Source organism: Sphingomonas sp. CFBP 13706, assembly GCF_014842355.1.
Lineage (GTDB): Bacteria > Pseudomonadota > Alphaproteobacteria > Sphingomonadales > Sphingomonadaceae > Sphingomonas > Sphingomonas aerolata.
The window spans coordinates 75529-91878 of the sequence record NZ_JACYVM010000006.1; the positions used below are offsets into that span (position 1 = coordinate 75529).

Sequence of the window (16350 nt, forward strand, 5' to 3'; positions counted from 1 at the left end):
AACCGCTGGCGGCTAGGTCTACTCCGTCAGGCCGTGCAGCAGGATCAGCACGACGAACGCGATCAGCACAGTGAACGCGAAGGTGAGCAGCGCGACGGTGCGCCAGCCGGCCGAAACCTTGCCGAGCGTATAGGCACCACGGAGCTGCGCGAACATGTGGACCGGCGGGACGAGCAACGCCGCCATCACGATCCACCCGCTCGCCAGCCCCGCCATGCCTCCGAGCATCAGCGCGATCACCAGCAGCATCATGAACGCCAGCGAATAGGTCACGAAGATCGCGTGGTCGTAGAGATGGTGCTTGCGGCGCCACAGGAACAGCAGCGCCATGAACGGCACCGACAGCGGGATCAGCCCCCAGCTATATTTATACGCGCTCGACTGGAGCTTGTAGATCATCAGCCCGGGATTCGCGTTCGCCTTGGCGATGCCGCGGTCGAGCAGTGGCCAGCCGGTCTTCTTCACGTCGGTGAAGGTGAAGTCGTCCGTGTCGCGTCTGGCCGTGCCGCTTGCGCTCGTCAGCGCGCGGATGCTGCCGCGCAGGACGAGTGCCTGCGTATCGAGATCGGCGGTCGACTGACCTGTGCGCACCGCGATCGCGCGGTCCCGCTCGATGCGGGCAAGGTCGCCACGGGCCTCGTCCAGCCCGCGTGCGAGTTCGGCGCGGTCGCGCGTCGTGGGGGCGGCGATCTGCTCGGTTATCTCGCCACCGACCACACCGATCGTCGCGAACATCAGGAAGACGGTGAACAGGAACAGCGCGAGCGGCGAGACGAACCGCGCGCGCTCGCCGTTGACGTAGCGCCGGGTGAGTGTGCCGGGATGCAGGACGAGCAGCGGCAGCGTGCGCCAGATCTTGCCCTCGAAATGGAACACGCCATGCGCAATCTCATGCCCGATCGCGCCGAGCGACCGGTGGACATGCGCGGCCTGACCACAGGCATGGCAGTGCGCGCCGATCAGCGCGGTGCCGCAATTGAGACAGAGCGCGCCCGTTGCATGCGTCCTGCCGATTGCGGTCGATTCGCCAGCACATGGTTCGAACGCGCGTCCGACCAATGCCCCCGTGGCGATGTCCGCCGTTGCCCCCATGTCCCCGTTCATAACGCAAGCGTAACGCAGCCCGGGCGTTGGCGCGAGTCGGTTTGGCGTGATAGTCGGATGGCATGACCGACCTTCCCGACGCCGAGACGCACCCTGAAACCCTGATCGCCGACATGGGCGCGCGCGCGCGTGTCGCATCAGGCGTTCTCGCGGCGCTGCCGACTCCGCGCAAGGCCGCAGGCCTGGTGTCTGCGGCGGCGGCGCTGCGCAACGCGGCGGCGACGATCGAGGCGGCGAACCGCGAGGATATGGTGCGCGCGACCGCCTCGGGGCTGTCGGGGGCGCTACTCGATCGGTTGCGGCTCGATCCCGGGCGGATCGCGGCGATGGCGGACGGCGTCGCCGCGGTTGCCGCGCTCGCCGATCCGGTCGGCCAGATCATGGATTCGCGCGCACGTCCCAATGGCCTCGTCCTCAGCCGGGTCCGCGTACCGATCGGCGTGATCGGGATCATCTATGAAAGCCGGCCCAACGTGACCGCCGACGCTGCCGCGTTGTGCGTGATGGCAGGCAATGCCGCGATCCTGCGCGGCGGATCGGAAGCCGTGGCGAGCAATCGCGCGATTCACGCCGCGTTGATCGAGGGCTTGGCCGCGGGCGGGGTCCCCGCGGACGCGGTGCAGCTGGTCCCGACCACCGACCGCGCGGCGGTCGGCGCGATGCTCAAGGCGGACGGCGCGACCGACCTGATCATCCCGCGCGGCGGCAAGAGCCTGGTCGCGCGCGTCCAGGCCGAGGCGCGCGTGCCGGTGCTCGCGCATCTCGACGGGATCAATCATGTCTATGTCGATGCATCCGCCGATCCCGCGATGGCGGCGGCGGTGGTGGTCGATGCGAAGATGCGCCGGACCGGCATTTGCGGCGCGATGGAAACGCTGCTGATCGACCGCGACTATGGTGGCGCGGCGTCGCTGATCCGCCATCTGGCTGGTACAGGTTGTATCGTGCGGGGCGATGCGGCTGCGATCGCGCTCGTGCCTGAAATCGCGGCGGCGGACGCGGCGGACTGGGATACCGAATATCTCGACGCGATCGCCTCGGTGGCGATCGTCGATGGGCTGGACGGCGCGGTCGCGCATATCGCGCGGCACGGGTCGCACCATACCGATGCGATCGTCGCGGCGGATATGGACGTCGCCGAGCGGTTTCTCGCGCAGGTCGACAGCGCGATCGTGCTGTGGAACGCCTCGACCCAGTTTGCCGATGGCGGCGAATTCGGGCTGGGCGCGGAGATCGGCATCGCCACCGGGCGGCTCCACGCGCGCGGGCCCGTCGCACTGGAGGGGCTGACGACCTACAAGTGGATCGGACGCGGTACGGGGCAGGTGCGCGGGTGAGGTGTCGGGCCGATCGGCGTCGCGCGTGACGCCATGACCCGGGTCGGTATTCTCGGCGGATCATTCAACCCGGCACACCGGGGGCACCGCGCGATCACGCTTTCGGCGATCGAGGCGCTGGCGCTCGACGAGGCGTGGTGGCTCGTGTCGCCGGGCAATCCGCTGAAAGAGGCGGCGCGCGACATGGCGCCGCTGGCGGCGCGGCTCGCCTCTGCCCGGCGAATGGCGCGGCGCGCCCCGATCCGCGCCACCGATATCGAGACCCGGCTGCACACCCGCTATACGCTCGACACGATCCGCAAGCTCAGGCGACGCCATCCGAAGATCCGCTTCATCTGGCTGATGGGCGCGGACAATCTCGCCGACTTCCACCGGTGGAAGAACTGGCGCGCGATCGCCCGCGAGGTTCCGATTGCGGTAATCGCTCGGCCGGGATATGACGGGCGCGCCCTCGCGGCCCCCGCGATGGGTTGGCTGCGGCGCTTCCAACGGCGCACAGACCATGCGAAGAGCTGGACGACGTGGAGATTGCCGGCCCTTGTGCTGTTGCGCTTCCGACCCGACCCGACCTCCGCAACCGGCCTGCGCGCCGAAAATCCCGACTGGTTCCAGCATGTTGCCGGGCCGGTAACCTGACCCAGGAGCTGACTTGGCCACTTTCCCTACTGCCCCTCGCGCGACCGACCCCGAAGAGGTTGAGGCGCTGCATCGCCTGATCCTCGCGTCGCTCGACGACGACCAGGCGGTCGAGACCATCTCGATCCCGCTCGCGGGCAAGACGAGCATCGCCGATTACATGGTGATCGCCAGCGGCCGTTCGACCCGCCAGGTCGCCTCGATGGCACAGAAGCTGGCCGAGCGCATCAAGGCCGAGTTTAAGCGCCCGGTGAAGATCGAGGGGCTGCCGACCGCGGACTGGGTCCTGATCGACGCCACCGACATCATCGTCCACCTGTTCCGCCCCGAAGTCCGCAGCTTCTACAATCTCGAGCGGATGTGGGCGTTCGGCGATGCGCCGACGCCGCCGACTGCTCCGTTCGCCGACCTGTCCGACCAAGACTGACCCGGGTGCGCGGGCGATGCTGCTGCATATCGTCGCCCGCGGCCGGATCGGGCGATCGCCCGAAGCCGAACTCGTTGATCGCTATCTGAAGCGGATCGCCTGGCCGACCAAGGTGTCCGAGCTGCCCGACACGGGGGGGCGGATTCCCCCGGTTGGCGACCAGACTAGGTGGATCCTGCTCGACGAGAAGGGCGACGTGCTGTCGTCCATGGCGTTCGCCCGCGTGCTCGAGCGGTGGCGCGACGACGGCGTGCGCGAGGCCCGGTTCATGATCGGTGCGGCCGACGGGTTCGACGATGCCGCGCGCGACGAGGCCGACCTGCTGGTCTCCTTCGGCCGCGCGACCTGGCCGCATCTGCTCGCGCGGGCGATGCTCGCCGAACAGCTCTTCCGTGCGACGAGCATCCTGGCCAACCACCCGTATCACCGCGAAGGCTGATCGTGCGGATCACCGCGTCATCGCGCCTGTCATCGGCGGCGCTGTTGCTGTTCGCAGCGCTCGCCCTTGGTCTTGCAGCCACCCCGCGCGCGAGTGCGGCGGCGACACCGCAGCAGCGACTGATCGAGGCAAGGCGCGGCGCGCGGATCGCGGCGATACGCGCCGAGCGTCTGGCCGCCGCCGCGTCGCAGGAGCGCGACGCTGCCGAGCGCGCCAAGGCTGAGGCGCGCGCAATGGCGGCAAGGATCGACGCGACCCGCGCCGATATCGCCGCCGCGCGGATCCGCCTCGCGATCCTCGAACAGCTGCTCACCGAACAGCGCGCGGCCCTGGGCGTCGTCCAGTCACCGATTGCGCGGTTGCTGGCGGCGCTGCAATCACTGGCGCGGCGGCCGACGATCGTTGCGGTCGCACAGCCCGGATCGGTCGATGATCTGGTTCATGTCCGCGCGGTTCTGGGCACCGCCCTGCCTGCGGTCCGGCTGCGGGCCGACGCGGTGCGCACCGCGCTCCGACGGACCCGGCGCCTGCAGACGGGCGCAGCGCAGGCGGCACGCGCGCTGCGTGACGGACGGATCCGGCTCGAGGCACAACGCGTCGCGCTCGCCAAACTCGAAGCGACGCATCGCCGTCGCAGCCAGGCCCTGGGGCGCGGCGCGATCGGCGAATCCGATCGCGCCATCGCGCTGGGCGAACGCGCGCGCGACCTGGTCGACAGCCTCGCCGAGTCGGGCAGTGCGGAGGCGACCGCGATCGACCTGGCGGCGCTGGCGGGGCCGGTGCCGCGCCCGCTTGCCCCCGGCAGCATCCCCGCCGCCCGTGTCCGCGGCGCCTATCGCCTGCCCGTACGCGGTCGGCTCGTCACCGGCTTCGACGCGGTGTCCGATGTGGGCGTGCGATCGCGCGGGCTGACCTTCGCGGTCGCGCCGGACGCGCGCGTGGTGGCGCCGGCGGCGGGCATCGTCCGTTACGCCCGGGCGTTTCGCGGTTATGGCCGGATCGTGATCCTCGATCACGGTGATGGCTGGACGACGCTGTTGACCGGGCTTGCCGACACCGGGGTGAAACCGGGCGTCCACGTCGCCGCCGGATCGCGGATCGGGACCGCGCCGGGGGGCGAGGATCCGCTGATCACCGTCGAGCTTCGGCGGCGCGGGCGACCCGTCGACGCGGCCGCATTGATCGGCTAATCAACCGAGAACCGGTCCGGCGTCCATTCGCCGGACCGCGAAGACCGTCGCGGCTTTGCTCCGCGCGCACTATACCGCTACGCTGTGCCTTCCCCCGGTTTCAGGACCTTAGATGCCACGTCCGATCCTTACCGCTACCGCCATCCTCGGCGCGCTGACCCTCGTGCCGCTGGCCACCTCGGCGATGGCGGCGGTCGACACCGACACGTATCGCGAGTTCGACCAGTTTCTCGACGTCTTCAACCGCGTGAAGGCGGAATATGTCGACAAGGTCGATGACAAGACGCTGATCAAGGGCGCGATCCAGGGGATGCTCGCAAGCCTCGACCCGCATTCGAGCTATGTCGATGCGCTGGATTACGAGAATTTGCGGATCATGACCGAGGGCAATTATGGCGGCCTCGGCCTGACGGTGCAGATGGAGGACGGCGCGATCAAGGTCGTGACCCCGCAGGAAGACTCGCCCGCCGCGCGCGCGGGCGTCAAGTCGGGCGATTACATCACGCATATCAATGGCAAGCTGATCTACGGCGATTCGCTCGACGAGGCGGTCGCACAGATGCGCGGCAAGCCCGGCAGCAAGATCACGCTGGGGCTCGTCCGGCCGGGTCGCGACAAGCCGCTCGACGTGTCGATGCTGCGCGAGATCATCGTCCAGAAGCCGGTGAAATGGGAGGTGCGAGGCGATGTCGGTTATATCAACATCAACACCTTCAGCGAGAATACCGGCGCGGACACGCGCGCGGCGATCATGGCGATCGACAAGTCGCTGGGGCATCGTCCGCTCGGCTATGTCGTCGACCTACGCCAGAATGGCGGCGGGCTGCTGACCCAGGCGATCGCGGTCAGCGACGCGTTCCTCGATCACGGTGAGATCGTGTCGCAGCGTGGCCGCGAGAAGACGGATATCGAGCGCTATTATGCCAAGCCCGGCGACGACGCGCATGGCCTGCCGGTCGTCGTGCTGACCGATCCGGGGACCGCATCGGCCTCCGAGATCGTCGCCGGCGCGCTGCAGGACCACCACCGCGCGCTGATCATGGGCGAACGCACGTTCGGCAAGGGATCGGTCCAGACCGTGCTCCAGCTCGGCCCCGAGACCGCGTTGCGCCTGACGACCGCGCGCTACTTCACGCCGTCAGGCCGGTCGGTGCAGGAGGGCGGGATCGAACCCGATATCCGCGTGCCGCAGATCAGCGACCCCGATCACAAGGCGCGCCCGGTGTTCCGCGAGGCCGACCTGCGTCGTCACCTGATCAACGAGGTGAAGGCCGACAATGCGGTGCTCGAGGAAGATACCAAGGACGATCCGCGCTTTTCGGCGACGCCCGAGGCGCTGAAGAAGCAGGGGGTCGAGGACTTCCAGCTTTATTATGCGCTGAAGACGGTCGCCCGGCTTGGCGGCGCCGCGCAGGTCGCCGCCGCGACCAAGGCACCCGTCAAGTGAGCGTACGCCGCGGGCTGGGGATGACGAAGAACGAGGAGATCGCCCGGTCGATCGCGCTTGTGCTGCCGCTGCTGCTGCTGCTGGGGGCGCTCGGGTCGCAATATCTTGGCGGGCTCTATCCATGCGAGATGTGCCATTGGCAGCGCTGGCCGCATTATTCGGCGGTGTTGCTCGCGGCGGCGACGTTCGTGGTGCCGCAGCGCTCGCTGCGCGCCTCGCTGGTGCTCGTCGCGGCGTTGCTGATCGGGATCAGCGGCGCGATCGGGCTGTTCCATGCCGGGGTCGAATATCACTGGTGGAACGGCATCACCGCCTGCACCACGACGGTGTCGATGGCGGGCACGACGCCGGCCGAACGGCTCGCCGCGATCATGAACGCGCCGATGGTGCGCTGTGATTCGGCGCAGTGGTCGCTGGCGGGGATTTCGCTCGCCGGGTTCAACGCGATCTTTTCCCTGGGCGGCGCGATCACCATCTTCGTGCTGATGAGGAAGACACGATGACCACAGCGACCCCGATCCCGACCGTCCCGCGCGGCACCGGCTGGAAGCCGGGCGATCGCAAGCATCCGAGCGAGGCGATGGTCCGCGTCGACCAGGCCGGCGAATATGGCGCGATCCGCATCTATGCAGGGCAGCTGGCGGTGCTGGGCGACCGGCATCCGTCGTCGCGCCTGATCCATCACATGGCGCAGCAGGAGGAACGCCACCGCGCGTTCTTCGACCGGATGATCGTCGAGCGGCGTGTGCGGCCGACCGTGCTGCAGCCGATCTGGAAGGTCGCGGGCTTCGCGCTTGGCGCGGTCACGGCCGCGATCAGCCCGCGTGCCGCGATGGCCTGCACCGCGGCGGTCGAGACCGAGATCGACAAGCATTATGCCGAGCAACTCGCCGCGCTGGGCGACAGCGATCCCGAACTGAGCGCCGCGATCCTCGATTTCCAGGCCGAGGAGCTGGAGCACAAGGCGACCGCGATCGCTGCCGGCGCGGAGGAAACCCCCGGCTATCCGGTGATGAGCGCGCTGATCCGGCTGGGGTGCAAGGTCGCGATCGCGACCGCAAAGCGGATCTGACCGCGGCGCCGGCCGTTGGGACTGAAACGCGTGGCGTTGCGGCGTTCAGCCTAGGGCCACCGACGATCGCCGATCCTGTCGGCCAACAGATACGGATTATGGGAGTGGTGCGTATGAGGATGATAATGGCGGCGGCCTTGCTGGTCTCCAGCCCGGTGGCGGCGCAGACGGTAACGTCGGGTGCGGCGATCCCGGCCAAGCCCGGTGCCCCCGCAGCCAAGCCCGCCTCTGCGCCGGGCGAGGTGTCGCGCAGCGCGCCGGTCAATGGCGTGCTCACGCTGTTCGGCAACGAGCGCTGCCCGACCAATGCACAGGGCGAGGAAATCGTCATCTGCGTGCGTCGCAGCGCGCAGGAGCAATATCGCGTCCCCAAGGAGTTGCGCGAGTTCGCCGTGACGCCCGAAAATGAGAGCTGGGCGGCCAAGGCGCAGGGCACGCTCGGCACCGGTGTCGGTGCGAACAGCATCGGCAGCTGCTCGACCGTCGGCCCTGGCGGCGCAACCGGATGTTTCGGGCAGCGCGTTCGCGAAGCGCGCCGCGAAAACAAGGAGCGCGCAGCCGAGGTGCCCATTCTCCCATAGGCTGCCGCGACCGGTTTGCGTTCAGCGCGCGAACCCGTCGATGCTGTTGCGTCGTCAAAGACAACCGCATAGCGTTGGCGCGTCCGCGTGACTGGCGCCGAGTGGATCACCACGGGGAAGCGCGGACGGTTCCGCCGCGCGCCTGGGCAGCCCCTCTGGACGGAGCTTGTGCCATGCGCGACCCTTTTCGTATCGCCTTCCTGCTGTTTCCCAACGTCACCCAGCTCGACCTTACCGGTCCTGCCCAGATCCTGTCGCGGCTTGGCGAGGCGCAGGTCGATCTTGTCTGGAAGACGCGCGATCCGGTGCCAACCGACGCCGGGTTTTCGATCCTTCCGACCGCGATCTTTGCCGAGGTGCCGTACGCGGACATCCTTTGCGTCCCGGGAGGCTTCGGACTCAACGACGTCATCGCCGACGACGAAGCGATGGCATGGGTGGGGGCCGTCGGGGCGGGCGCGACATGGGTCACCAGTGTCTGCACCGGCTCGTTGATCCTGGGTGCCGCGGGATTGCTCGACGGGTACCGCGCGGGGTGCCACTGGGCTCAGCGTGACATGTTGCCGCTCTTCGGTGCGATCCCCGTCGACGCGCGCACCGTGGTCGATCGGAACCGAGTCACCGGCGGCGGTGTGACGGCAGGCATCGACTTTGCGCTGACGCTGATCGCGCTGATCCGCGGCGAGGCGCATGCACGCATGGTGCAATTGGCACTCGAATATGATCCCCAGCCACCGTTTGACAGCGGTTCACCCGCACAGGCCGGGCCGGAGATCGTCGCCGCGTACCAGCGCCGCGTGCAGATGCTGGCACCAACGCGTGACGAAGACCTGCGCGCGCTTGCCCGGCGTCGTGGTTACGGGTGACGCTTCAGCCCGCGGACGCGGTGCCAGATATAGAAGCCGACCAGCGCGATCAGGACGATGCCGATCAGCAGGTCCGCGCTGTGGAAAGCGGCCTTCACGCGCGGGTCGCTGTCCCATTTGTTGCCGAGCTTCATCCCGACCCAGGCAAGCCCGAAGCACCACGGCCACGAGCCGATGAAGGTGTAGAGGTGGAAGGGCACGAGCTTCATCCGCGCGACACCCGCCGGAAAGGCGATGAACGAGCGGATGACGGGAAGCAGACGCCCGATCAGCACCGCCATGCTGCCCCAGCGCGCGAAGAACCGGTCCGCCGTATCGAGCTCGCCCGGGCCGATCAGGACATAGCGACCCCAGCGCTCGGCCATCGGTCGACCGCCACGCTTGCCGACCTCATAGGCGACGATCGAGCCGAGATTGCACCCGATCGCGCCCGCGGTGGCGGCGAGATACAGGTCGAACCGGCCGGTCGACACCAGATAGCCGGCGAACGGCATGATGATCTCGGATGGAAGCGGTATACACGCGCTTTCGATCGCCATGAGGATCGCGATGCCGACATAGCCGCCGGACGAGATCACCCAGATCGTGAAGGTGGCCAGCACGGCCAGAATCTTTTCGAACATGGCGCGGGGATTTGCGCGATGCGGCGCGCGAAGGGAAGGGCCAATCGGTTCGCCTAGCCCACCCGCGCGCCGGCCATACGCAGATCCTCGACGAATCGCGCATATTCCTCGTCGGCCTGAACCTTGTCGGGCAGGCGCAGCAGGTAGCTGGGATGGACGGTGATCCATGCCTCGCCGCCGCCGGGAAGCTGCAGCGCGCGGCTGCGTTCCTTGCCGATCGTCATCACCTTGCCGAACAGTGAGCGGGCCGCGGTGGCGCCGAGCGCGATCGTCACCTTGGGCGCGACGAGCATCTGCTCCTGCTCGATCCACCACCGGCAGGCCTCGATCTCGCCGGCGCCGGGCTTGGCGTGGATGCGCCGCTTGCCGCGCTGTTCGAACTTGAAGTGCTTGACCGCGTTGGTGACATAGGCGCGGCTGCGGTCGAGTCCCGCCTCCGCCATCGCGCGGTCGAACATCTGACCGGCGGGGCCGACGAACGGCCGCCCGGCAAGATCCTCTTGGTCGCCCGGCTGTTCGCCGACGAACATCAGCGGTGCGTCGATCGGTCCCTCGCCGAAGACGGTCTGGGTCGCGGGCTTGTAGAGCGGGCAGCGGGTACAGCCCGCGGCCTCGTCACGCAGCGCCTCCCAGGCGATCATGCTGTTGCCGCCGACGACGTCGCGAGCGCGCTCGATCATCCCGCTCTCGCGTGCCTGTGCGGTGGCAATCATGCCGGGGACGAGATCGGTTTCGGGCATGTTCTTCCAATATTTGCGGGGCATCTCCTTCAACATCGCGCCGATCTTGACGCGTGCGGGGTTGAAGGTGCTGGCGTAATAGGTCTTCCAGACCTCTTCGGTCGGATCGCCCTCGGGTGCGTCGGTCTTCTTGGCACCCGGTCCTTCGCTGAGCATCGTCCCGTCCCAGTGGATCGAGACGTCGGGGGTCAGGATCGACCAGCGCATGCTTGCGAAGCGATTGACGAAGAAGGCGGCGTTGGCGCGGACGATGTGATGATCGGGTTCGAACCAGGCGACGAACCGGGTTTCGCCCTCCTCCTCGACCTCGCGGAAGCGCAGGAACGCGCGCATCTTGTGGATGTCGCGGCGGACATCCTTCGCAATCCGGTCAAGCCGTCGCACGAGCGGATCGGCCCGATCCTCGATCAGCTTGGGTTCCCGGCGCAGGCGGTGGAGCAGCGTGTAGAGCAACGCGAACCGCTCCGGATCGCTGCCGAGGATGACGCTGCGGGCAAGATCGAGGAACGCGCGCGGGACCGAGACGGTCGCGGAGGCCGTCCGCGGCGCGGATGCTGCAGGAGGATCCGGTGGCACCGTCCCGAACAGGTCGGCGGGGGCGCTACCGACCTGCCACACGACATCGTCGGGGGGCACGTCATCGGCCATCAGGCCGCGCGCTGCATCGCGCCAGCCATCGAAATCGTCCGGTTCGGCAAGGGTCACGACGCGCATCGCCGGTTCTACGCCGGGTAGCGGCGCTTGTTCCGCCGCGCTTGTATCTCGACCCCGGCGGATCGTCGTCCTATTTTATGGTGATGACCCAACAGACCTCAGCCCCGGAACCCGCTCGTCCGCTGATCGGGCGCGATACACGCCTGTGCATGTCCTTGTCCGCGCGACCGGGCAATTTCGGGACCCGGTTCCATAATCGGCTCTATGCGCTGACCGGGCTCGACTATGTCTACAAGGCGTTCTCGACCCGCGACCTGGAGGGCGCGGTACGCGGTATCCGGGCGCTCGACATCCGCGGCTGCGCGATCTCGATGCCGTTCAAGGAGGCGGTGATCGCGCTGCTCGATGGACTCGCGCCCTCGGCCGCGGCGATCGACAGCGTCAACACGATCGTGAACGACGATGGCGTGCTGACCGGGCACAACACGGATTATGCCGCGGTCGCCGCGCTGATCGCCGATATCGACCCGGCAACGCGGTTCGTGCTGCGCGGGTCGGGCGGGATGGCGAAGGCGGTCGCCGCGGCATTGCGCGACACGGGCTTTCGCAACGGCGTGATCGTCGCGCGCAACGAACCCGCCGGGCGTGCGCTCGCCAATCTCTATGGCTTCGCATGGTGCGCCGACCTGCGCACGGACGAGCAGGCGGACCTGCTCATCAACGTCACGCCGATGGGAATGACGGGAGCCGATGCGGACGCGCTCGCCTTTCCGCCGGCGATGATCGCGGCGAGCGCCATTGCGTTCGACGTCGTGCAATATCCCCCGGAAACGCCGTTCCTGCGCGCCGCAGCAGCGGCGGGGAAACGCTGCATCACCGGCACCGAGGTCGCGATCCTTCAGGCGCTCGAGCAGTTCGTGCTCTACACCGGCGTCCGCCCGACCGACGCGCAGGTCGCCGCCGCCGCCGCCTTCGCGCGGTCGCACGGCTGAGCTCCGGCAGCGATTTACCCTTGTGATCGGGCACGGGCGGCACAAGATATGCTGCACTGCACCATTCACGGGGCCGGGCGTCAAGGCGTCGGGCGCGCATGACGGGACGATCGATGGCCAGGCTTTCGGAAACACTCGCTCAACTGGCGCAGGCGCAACGCGCCGCGGCGGCGCGCTTCGCCGAGCAGCCGGAGAACGAGGACTCACGCCTGCGCCCGCTCGAATCATTCGGCGCGAATCCCGGCGCGTTGCGCGCGTTGACCTATGTCCCCGACGCGACGTCCGACCGGCGGATGCCGCTGGTCGTCGTTCTCCATGGCTGTACGCAGACCGCCACGGGGTACGACCGGGGGGCGGGCTGGTCCGATCTCGCCGACCGGCACGGGTTCGCCGTGCTCTATCCCGAGCAGCAGCGCGCGAATAACGGCAATCTGTGCTTCAACTGGTTCGACGCCGAGGACATTCGCCGCGGTGGCGGTGAGGCGCAGTCGATCCGGTCGATGATCGCCACGATGGTTCGTGACGTCGCGATCGATCCCGACCGCATCTATGTGACGGGATTGTCGGCCGGCGGCGCGATGGCTGGCGTGATGCTCGCCACCTATCCCGAGCTGTTCGCTGCCGGGGCAATCATTGCGGGGCTTCCCTATGGCACCGCGACCTCGATGTCGCAGGCGCTCGACCGGATGCGCGGGCGGGGCCTGCCCGCCGATCCCGCGCTGGCCGCGCTGGTCGACGGCGCGGCGCCGGCCGGCGGGCGCGTGCCGCGCGTCTCGGTCTGGCACGGTGATGCCGATGCGACCGTGGTGCCCGCCAATGCCGATGCGATCGTCGCACAGTGGCGCGGCGTGCACGGGCTCGCCTACGCGCCCGACGAGGTCGAACAGGTCGAAGGCCATGCCCATCGCCTCTGGCGCGACGCGCAGGGCCGTGCCGCGGTCGAGGAGTATCGGATCCGCGGGCTGGGCCATGGCACACCGCTGGCCACGACGGGCGCCGACGGCCTCGGCCAGCCGGGTCCGCACATGCTGGAGGCGGGGATCTCGTCGACGTTGCACAGCGCCGCGTTCTTCGGGCTGATCGAGCGCCCATCGGCGCGCGCGGCGGCGACCCGCGCGAAGCCGAAGCCCGCATCGCCCCGTCCGCATCCATGGAGTCACAGTCCGGGCCGATCGCAGGTCGGCGACATGATCAACGGTGCGCTCCGCGCTGCGGGGCTGCTGCGCTAGGCGCGGACCCGGCGACGGTGCGGGCGGCCGGCGCAGGTCGTGGCGCCGAGGATTGATCGAGATCCGCGCCAACCGCGAAGGCGGCAGCTTGCGGGGCGGCGATCCACTGTTATACCTTGGTATAACAGTCGTCGTATTCCGGGGAAAAATCCATGTCGTTGAAGCTCTTGGCCCTAGCTGGCGTCGCCACCGCCGCGCTTGTCGCGCCGGTTGGCGCGCAGGTCGCAAAGCCTGCACCGGTCGCCACGCTCGTCACCTCGGTCGATATTCCCTATCAGCAGTTCACGCTGAAGAACGGGTTGCGCGTGATCGTGCACACCGACCGCAAGGCGCCGGTCGTCGCGGTGTCGGTGTGGTATGACGTCGGGTCGAAGCACGAGCCGCAGGGCCGCACGGGCTTTGCGCATCTGTTCGAGCATCTGATGTTCAACGGCAGCGAGAATGCGCCGGGCGATTTCTTCGCGCCGCTGAAGGAGGTCGGGGCGACCGACTTCAACGGCACGACATCGTTCGACCGGACCAATTATTTCGAGACGGTCCCCGCCGCCGCGCTCGAGCGCGCGCTGTTCCTCGAGAGCGACCGGATGGGGCATCTGACCGGCGCGATTACGCAGGGCGTGCTCGACGAGCAGCGCGGCGTCGTCCAGAACGAGAAGCGCCAGGGCGACAACCAGCCTTACGGCCTTGTCCAGTACAAGCTGTTCGGCGGGCTATTCCCCGCGGACACGCCGTACGGCCACACCCCGATCGGGTCGATGGCGGATCTCGATCGCGCCAGCCTTGCCGATGTGAAGGACTGGTTCCGCTCGCATTATGGCCCCAACAATGCAGTGCTGGTGCTCGCGGGCGACGTCGATGCCGCGACCGCGCGGCCGCTGGTCGAGAAATATTTCGGCGATATCAAGACGGGCCCCAAGTCGGTCCTGCCGACCGTCACGGTGCCGACGCTCGCCGCGCCGGTGAACGAGGTGATGAAGGACCGTGTCGCAGCGGTGATGATCACCAAGAACTGGGCGGTGCCGGGGATGCTCGATCCCGATGCCGCGGCGCTCGACGTCGGCGGTACGGTCTTGGGCGGGCTCGCCTCGTCGCGGCTCGACAATGCGCTGGTCCGCAAGGAGAAACTCGCGGTCAACGTGTCCGCCGGCTATAGCGACATGGCGCAGATCGGCATGTTCACGATCCGCGCGATCGTGCGGCCGGGCGTCGACCCCGCAGTCGTGTCGAAGCGGCTCGACGAGATCCTTGCCGACTTCCTGAAGACCGGACCGACCGCGGACGAGATTCAGCGCGTCCAGACGCAGGCGGTTGCAGGCCGGATCCGCGGCTATGAATCGGTCGGCGGGTTCGGCGGCAAGGCGGTCGCGCTGGCGGGCGGCGCGCTCTATGCCAACGACCCGGGCCACTACAAGAAGGAGCTGGCGGCGATCGCGGCGCAGACGCCGGCGAGCGTCAAGTCCGCCGCGACGCGCTGGCTGACGCGCCCCGCCTACACGCTGACCGTGGTCGACGGCGAGCGCGACAAATATGAGGAGGCGGTCGTACCGCCTGCGGTCGCGGTGAAGCCCGCGGCCGAGACGCCGGTCAAGGGCACGCGCGCCGGCGGTATCCCCGCGGTCGGCACGCTGACCGGGCTTGCCTTCCCTGCGGTAGAGCGTGCGCGGCTGTCGAACGGGATCGAGCTCGTCTATGCGCGGCGCGATGCGGTGCCGATCACGCAGGCGGTGCTGAGCTTCGACGCGGGCTATGCCGCAGATGTCGCGGACAAGCTGGGCACGCAGCAGCTGACGCTGAGTGTGATGGACGAGGGGACGCGGACGCTCGACGGGATCGCACTGGCCGAGGCGCGCGAGCGGCTGGGCGCATCGATCGGGACGGGCACCTCGCTCGACCGGACGACGCTGTCGATGAGCGTGCCGAGCGCGAACCTGACGCCCGCGGTCGCGCTGTTCGCGGATATCGCACGCAATCCGGCCTTCGCGGACGAGGAGGTCGGACGGGTCCGCAACCAGCAGCTGGCCGGCATCCAGCAGGAACTGACCAGTCCGCAGGGCCTGGGCAACCGCGTGATCGGCAAGCTGATCAACGGAGACACCCCTTACGGCAAGGCGATGGGCGGTGGTGATCCGAAGGCGGTCGCCGCGCTGACGCGCGCCGACCTGATCGCGTTCCAGCAGGCGTGGCTGCGCCCCGACAAGGCGAAGATCTTCGTCGTCAGCGACCGCCCGCTCGCCGAGGTCAGGGCGGTGCTCGACCGCGGGTTCGGCGACTGGACGGCGCAGGGGCCGGCGGGCGTCAAGAGCTTCCCGACGACGCGCACCCCGCTGACGCCGAAGATCGTGCTGGTCGACCGGCCGAACAGCCCGCAATCGCTGATCCTCGCGGGCCAGCGGACCGGGTTGAAGGGCAGCGACGACATGCTGGTGTTCAACACCGCGAACGATGCGCTGGGCGGTAGCTTCCTCAGCCGGATCAACATGGACCTGCGCGAGGAGAAGCACTGGTCCTATGGCGCGGGCGGGCGGTTCCAGACGGCCGCGTTCGATGCGCCCTATGGCATTTCGGCCGGGGTGCAGGCGGACAAGACCGGCCCGTCGATCACCGCGCTGCAACAGGACGTGACGCAGTTCGTGACGACCAAGCCGATGACCCAGACCGAATTCGGGCTGGCGATCGACGGCGGGATCCGCGCGTTGCCCGGCAGCTTCGAGACGTCGGGCGCGGTGCTCGGCGCGATGCAGCAGAATGATTTGTTGAAGCGCCCCGACGATTATTACGCGACGATCACGCGACGCTACGGCGCGCTGACCCTGCCGCAGCTGAACACCGCGATCGCGGGGGTGATCGACGTGAAGAAATTCACCTGGGTGGTCGTCGGCGATGCCAAGACGGTCAAGCCGCAGCTTGACAGCCTGGGGTTGCCGGTCGAGGTCGTGAGCGCGGCTTCGGTCGCGGGGCTGCCGGTGGTTCCGGTGACGCCGCTTGCGGCCAAGGCCAAGTAATCGAAGGAGAG

16 protein-coding genes and 1 riboswitch are annotated in these 16350 nt (G+C 68.4%); of the genes, 13 read left to right on the forward strand and 3 right to left on the reverse strand.

Features of this window, described 5'->3' with window-relative positions; genetic code table 11:
* Positions 1-18 precede the first annotated feature (18 nt).
* Complete coding sequence (locus IFS44_RS12835) at positions 19-1104, reverse strand: DUF3667 domain-containing protein (RefSeq protein ID WP_192098714.1); 1086 nt, start codon at positions 1102-1104, stop codon at positions 19-21.
* A gap of 62 nt (positions 1105-1166) precedes the next feature.
* Here IFS44_RS12835 and IFS44_RS12840 point away from each other — a divergent pair, with 62 nt between their 5' ends.
* From IFS44_RS12840 to IFS44_RS12885, 10 genes are all read left to right on the forward strand, one after another.
* Complete coding sequence (locus IFS44_RS12840; RefSeq protein ID WP_192098715.1) at positions 1167-2441, forward strand: glutamate-5-semialdehyde dehydrogenase; 1275 nt, start codon at positions 1167-1169, stop codon at positions 2439-2441.
* Positions 2442-2474: 33 nt separating this feature from the next.
* Entirely contained in the window at positions 2475-3077 is a 603-nt protein-coding gene (locus tag IFS44_RS12845; protein WP_192098716.1) for a nicotinate-nucleotide adenylyltransferase, read from the forward strand.
* A 13-nt stretch (positions 3078-3090) separates the two neighbouring features.
* Positions 3091-3504 (forward strand): ribosome silencing factor, encoded by a 414-nt coding sequence (gene rsfS, locus IFS44_RS12850; RefSeq protein WP_192098717.1) that lies wholly within the window; start codon positions 3091-3093, stop codon positions 3502-3504.
* A 16-nt stretch (positions 3505-3520) separates the two neighbouring features.
* The gene (locus IFS44_RS12855) at positions 3521-3943 is read left to right on the forward strand and encodes a 23S rRNA (pseudouridine(1915)-N(3))-methyltransferase RlmH (protein ID WP_192098835.1); all 423 of its coding nucleotides are present in this window, start codon (positions 3521-3523) and stop codon (positions 3941-3943) included.
* A 2-nt stretch (positions 3944-3945) separates the two neighbouring features.
* Positions 3946-5133: a murein hydrolase activator EnvC family protein gene (locus IFS44_RS12860; RefSeq protein WP_320481991.1), complete on the forward strand. Its 1188-nt coding sequence runs from the start codon at positions 3946-3948 to the stop codon at positions 5131-5133.
* Positions 5134-5245: 112 nt separating this feature from the next.
* Complete coding sequence (locus tag IFS44_RS12865; protein WP_031439957.1) at positions 5246-6580, forward strand: S41 family peptidase; 1335 nt, start codon at positions 5246-5248, stop codon at positions 6578-6580.
* A gap of 20 nt (positions 6581-6600) precedes the next feature.
* Positions 6601-7083 (forward strand): disulfide bond formation protein B, encoded by a 483-nt coding sequence (locus IFS44_RS12870; RefSeq protein ID WP_031395676.1) that lies wholly within the window; start codon positions 6601-6603, stop codon positions 7081-7083.
* Positions 7080-7652: a demethoxyubiquinone hydroxylase family protein gene (locus IFS44_RS12875; protein WP_051916568.1), complete on the forward strand. Its 573-nt coding sequence runs from the start codon at positions 7080-7082 to the stop codon at positions 7650-7652. Before IFS44_RS12870 ends, IFS44_RS12875 begins: the two co-directional genes overlap by 4 nt.
* Positions 7653-7765: 113 nt before the next feature.
* Entirely contained in the window at positions 7766-8233 is a 468-nt protein-coding gene (locus tag IFS44_RS12880; RefSeq protein ID WP_192098718.1) for a hypothetical protein, read from the forward strand.
* Positions 8234-8310: 77 nt separating this feature from the next.
* Positions 8311-8388, forward strand: a riboswitch (ZMP/ZTP riboswitch).
* Between the two features lie 18 nt (positions 8389-8406).
* Complete coding sequence (locus IFS44_RS12885) at positions 8407-9099, forward strand: DJ-1/PfpI family protein (RefSeq protein WP_192098719.1); 693 nt, start codon at positions 8407-8409, stop codon at positions 9097-9099.
* Here the strand turns inward: IFS44_RS12885 and IFS44_RS12890 are convergent.
* Positions 9090-9722 (reverse strand): DedA family protein, encoded by a 633-nt coding sequence (locus tag IFS44_RS12890; protein ID WP_192098720.1) that lies wholly within the window; start codon positions 9720-9722, stop codon positions 9090-9092. The two genes, IFS44_RS12885 and IFS44_RS12890, sit on opposite strands and share 10 nt — an antisense overlap.
* A gap of 53 nt (positions 9723-9775) precedes the next feature.
* Complete coding sequence (locus tag IFS44_RS12895; protein ID WP_192098721.1) at positions 9776-11176, reverse strand: UdgX family uracil-DNA binding protein; 1401 nt, start codon at positions 11174-11176, stop codon at positions 9776-9778.
* An 83-nt stretch (positions 11177-11259) separates the two neighbouring features.
* On the opposite strand from IFS44_RS12895, the gene IFS44_RS12900 reads away from it, so the two are divergent.
* From IFS44_RS12900 to IFS44_RS12910, 3 genes are all read left to right on the forward strand, one after another.
* Positions 11260-12108 (forward strand): shikimate 5-dehydrogenase, encoded by an 849-nt coding sequence (locus IFS44_RS12900; protein ID WP_192098722.1) that lies wholly within the window; start codon positions 11260-11262, stop codon positions 12106-12108.
* Between the two features lie 113 nt (positions 12109-12221).
* Entirely contained in the window at positions 12222-13337 is a 1116-nt protein-coding gene (locus IFS44_RS12905) for an extracellular catalytic domain type 1 short-chain-length polyhydroxyalkanoate depolymerase (protein ID WP_192098723.1), read from the forward strand.
* Between the two features lie 152 nt (positions 13338-13489).
* Positions 13490-16339, forward strand: a complete 2850-nt coding sequence (locus IFS44_RS12910) for a M16 family metallopeptidase (protein WP_192098724.1) — start codon at positions 13490-13492, stop codon at positions 16337-16339.
* Positions 16340-16350 lie beyond the last annotated feature (11 nt).

What these genes read in the sequence shown, in the direction of transcription:
- IFS44_RS12835 (WP_192098714.1), bottom strand. Translation starts at nt 1,104, where the DNA reads ATGAACGGGGACATGGGGGCAACGGCGGACATCGCCACGGGGGCATTG.
- IFS44_RS12840 (WP_192098715.1), top strand. Translation starts at nt 1,167, where the DNA reads ATGACCGACCTTCCCGACGCCGAGACGCACCCTGAAACCCTGATCGCC.
- IFS44_RS12845 (WP_192098716.1), top strand. Translation starts at nt 2,475, where the DNA reads ATGACCCGGGTCGGTATTCTCGGCGGATCATTCAACCCGGCACACCGG.
- IFS44_RS12855 (WP_192098835.1), top strand. Translation starts at nt 3,521, where the DNA reads ATGCTGCTGCATATCGTCGCCCGCGGCCGGATCGGGCGATCGCCCGAA.
- IFS44_RS12865 (WP_031439957.1), top strand. Translation starts at nt 5,246, where the DNA reads ATGCCACGTCCGATCCTTACCGCTACCGCCATCCTCGGCGCGCTGACC.
- IFS44_RS12870 (WP_031395676.1), top strand. Translation starts at nt 6,601, where the DNA reads ATGACGAAGAACGAGGAGATCGCCCGGTCGATCGCGCTTGTGCTGCCG.
- IFS44_RS12875 (WP_051916568.1), top strand. Translation starts at nt 7,080, where the DNA reads ATGACCACAGCGACCCCGATCCCGACCGTCCCGCGCGGCACCGGCTGG.
- IFS44_RS12880 (WP_192098718.1), top strand. Translation starts at nt 7,766, where the DNA reads ATGAGGATGATAATGGCGGCGGCCTTGCTGGTCTCCAGCCCGGTGGCG.
- IFS44_RS12885 (WP_192098719.1), top strand. Translation starts at nt 8,407, where the DNA reads ATGCGCGACCCTTTTCGTATCGCCTTCCTGCTGTTTCCCAACGTCACC.
- IFS44_RS12890 (WP_192098720.1), bottom strand. Translation starts at nt 9,722, where the DNA reads ATGTTCGAAAAGATTCTGGCCGTGCTGGCCACCTTCACGATCTGGGTG.
- IFS44_RS12895 (WP_192098721.1), bottom strand. Translation starts at nt 11,176, where the DNA reads ATGCGCGTCGTGACCCTTGCCGAACCGGACGATTTCGATGGCTGGCGC.
- IFS44_RS12900 (WP_192098722.1), top strand. Translation starts at nt 11,260, where the DNA reads ATGACCCAACAGACCTCAGCCCCGGAACCCGCTCGTCCGCTGATCGGG.
- IFS44_RS12905 (WP_192098723.1), top strand. Translation starts at nt 12,222, where the DNA reads ATGGCCAGGCTTTCGGAAACACTCGCTCAACTGGCGCAGGCGCAACGC.
- IFS44_RS12910 (WP_192098724.1), top strand. Translation starts at nt 13,490, where the DNA reads ATGTCGTTGAAGCTCTTGGCCCTAGCTGGCGTCGCCACCGCCGCGCTT.